Here is a 2,733-nt window from a genome sequence, read left to right as displayed (position 1 = left end):
TACGGCCGATACCATGCATCCAGCTGACGCCGGTAGCACGGATCTCGGTTTGATAATAGGCTGGCGAATAGGCCTGCAGACCGTTCTGCGCGCCGTTAATGCACATCCCGCTGATAAAAATCAGCACTGACAGCGCCGCCGATCCGAAATCCATCAACCCTTGGGACAACAGGCACAGGCAGCCGAGGAAATAGGTTGCCGCAATCACGGCTTTCGCCGAAGCGCGATCCATCAGCATACCGACAAGGATCCCGCCCAGCGGGCCGCCGAGCTGGAACAAGCCGGTCATCATCGCCGCCTGCTGCAGCGACAGCCCGCCGGAGCGGAGAATGGTTGGCAGCCAGCCGTTCAGCAGATATATCACGAACAGCCCCATAAAATAGGTCAGCCACAGCGCTATCGTGCCGCGGGCATAGCCATGCCGAAACAGCTGCGCCACTTTATTGCTGCGCGTGATGGGCGGCGCATTCAACTGAAAAACGGTTTCCGCCGTAAACTGGCCCCCAAGCCGGTTAAGCGCCCTGGCGATCTGCTCGCCCGGTAGCCGGCGCGCCACCATGTTCATCGCCGACTCCGGTAACATCACGATCATAAAGGGGAGCACCACGAGCGGCAGCACGCCGCCAAAAATCAGCGCCGAGTGCCAGCTGTAATGCGATAACAAACCGGCGGCGATAAAGCCGCCGAGGCCGGAACCCACGTTAAAACCGCTGTACATCAGGGTGATCATCACCCCTTTACGCCGCTCCGGCATATATTCCGCCACCAGCGTGACGCAGTTGGGCATCACCGCGCCAAGGCCAAGGCCAGTAAGAAAACGCATCAGCGCCAGCTGTGATGGGCTTTGCGCCACGGCGCCGGCCAGGCTGAACAACGCAAACAGCGCCACCGACCAGAGTAAAATGCGTTTTCGGCCGTAGCGGTCAGAAAGCGGGCCCGCCACCAGGGCGCCAATGGCGACGCCGAACATGGCCGCCCCAAGAATCGGCCCCATTTCAGCCCGGCTGATGCCCCAGTCCTCAATGAGCGCCGGGGCGACAAAGCCCATCACCGCGGCGTCATACCCATCCAGCATAATGATGATGAAACAGAGCAGCAGCACGTTCCATTGAAAGCGCGAGACCGGACGGGCATCTATCCACGCTTTCACATCGACAACGTTCATGTGATTCATAGGGTCACTTCCTTAAGCAGGCGGTACGAATGTTCTGGTTAGTGTTTTTTGAGTGGAACTTTCGTACTCAACTTAAGGCAGGTCACGCAGGCTGTCCGGTTCGAAAACCCGGCGTCAGATATGAGTTTTATTTATAATGTGAGGGATACGACAAAAACCAGCCAGCAAAAAACCCGCAGCCAACGGCGGCGGGTCAGGGCAAGAGCGGTGTTCAGTGCTTCGGAATAATTAAATCGCCGCGCAGCGGGCTGCCGCCCGGGTTGTCCGTTTTCTCGGTCAGCCAGTTGACGATCCGCGACGCCATCGCGTCCATGGAATATTCAATGGCCGGAATGGTGGGGATACCGGGCAGCTGTAACGATCCGGCGAGACTAAACACCATCACATTTTGCGGAACGGCGCGGTTAAACGCCTGCAGCTGCGGCACCACGCGCTGCGCCTGCTGCTCATCGCTCACCAGCAGCGCGTTAAAGTTCAGCGTCGTGGCGTTATTGACCAGCTCCTGGACCGCCACCGACGGCGAGGTGTTATCCAGAAACACCAGGTTGCGATTAAACGGCAAAAAGTTTTTTTCCAGCGCGTGCTTGTAGCCCAGCAGCACCTGATCGGCAAAGCCGCTGCTCTGCGGATGAATCAGCGCAATCTGCCGTCTGCCCTGGCTAATCAGATAGTGGCAGGCGGTTTCGGCAGCGAAGGCATGATCGAACTGAATGCTGTTGTCGCCCTCGCTGTCGAGGCAGTCCACCAGCACCACGTCCGGGCGGTTAATATTCAGGGGAAAACGCGCGCCGATGATCAGCACGTTATCGCACAACCCGCAGGTCAACTCCTCCAGCGAGCTCATCACGCCGTTGCTGGTGTTGGCGAAGCGCAGCAGCAGGTGCTTCTGGTGCTGGCTGAGCTGTTTTTCCAGGGCGTAGAGATAGCTGGTGGTTTGGTTGATGTTGTCCTGGGCGCAGATGACGCCGATACAGCCGGTGGACTGGCTGAGCAACGACTGGGCTATCATGTTTGGCCGGTAATTGAGCGCTTCCGCCGCCTGCAGCACCGCCTGACGACTGGCTTCCTTCACGCCACGTGAGCCGCTCAACACTCGCGACACCGTGGCTTTGGAAACCCCGGCAAGTCGTGAAACATCATTGATTGTCGACATCATTTTCCCCTGCGCGGGCGCCGCGTCCCGCCAAAATCCTGTAAACCTGAATCGCTTCAATTGTGACCAGCGCAGTATATCCATTTCACCATTTGTTTGGAAACCGATTTTCCATTTCAGCGCAAAACATCGCCAAATCGACAGAATAATGTGAGCGAAATCCAATAAATCCGCCCCATAAGCAGGAGATCTTGACCACTATCACAGTTCTGCTTTTTATGAATGGAAACCGGTTTCCGTCTGATATCAAATCATCCACGCAATAACTTTTTACATTTTGAGGATGGTCGTCGATGTACAAGATTATGCTGTGCTGCTCTGCCGGGATGTCCACCAGTCTGCTGGTCAGAAAGATGGTGGAGGCGGCGAATGAACGTGACCTGCCGGTGCAGATTGATGCCTATGG

2 protein-coding genes and 1 pseudogene are annotated in these 2,733 nt (G+C 56.9%); 1 reads left to right on the top strand and 2 read right to left on the bottom strand.

All coding sequences use genetic code 11. The annotated features are described in order from the left end of the window. Positions 1 to 1,174: MFS transporter (locus tag ACZAHD_RS23030; RefSeq protein ID WP_462458780.1), on the bottom strand; the 1,174-nt coding region annotated here is incomplete at its 3' end. A 211-nt stretch (positions 1,175 to 1,385) separates the two neighbouring features. Next, entirely contained in the window at positions 1,386 to 2,327 is a 942-nt protein-coding gene (locus ACZAHD_RS23025; RefSeq protein WP_032691298.1) for a LacI family DNA-binding transcriptional regulator, read from the bottom strand. A gap of 293 nt (positions 2,328 to 2,620) precedes the next feature. On the opposite strand from ACZAHD_RS23025, the pseudogene ACZAHD_RS23020 reads away from it, so the two are divergent. Next, positions 2,621 to 2,733, top strand: a pseudogene (locus ACZAHD_RS23020) (PTS sugar transporter subunit IIB); the annotation flags it as partial.

Origin of the sequence: Raoultella sp. (assembly GCF_039594335.1) — a bacterium.
Classification (GTDB): domain Bacteria; phylum Pseudomonadota; class Gammaproteobacteria; order Enterobacterales; family Enterobacteriaceae; genus Klebsiella.
Note: the sequence above shows the minus strand (reverse complement) of the source record. Positions and strands in the feature narration are given on the sequence as shown.

Bases quoted from the DNA above. Each gene is read 5' to 3' on its own strand.
- ACZAHD_RS23025 (WP_032691298.1), bottom strand. From the start codon at position 2,327: ATGTCGACAATCAATGATGTTTCACGACTTGCCGGGGTTTCCAAAGCC.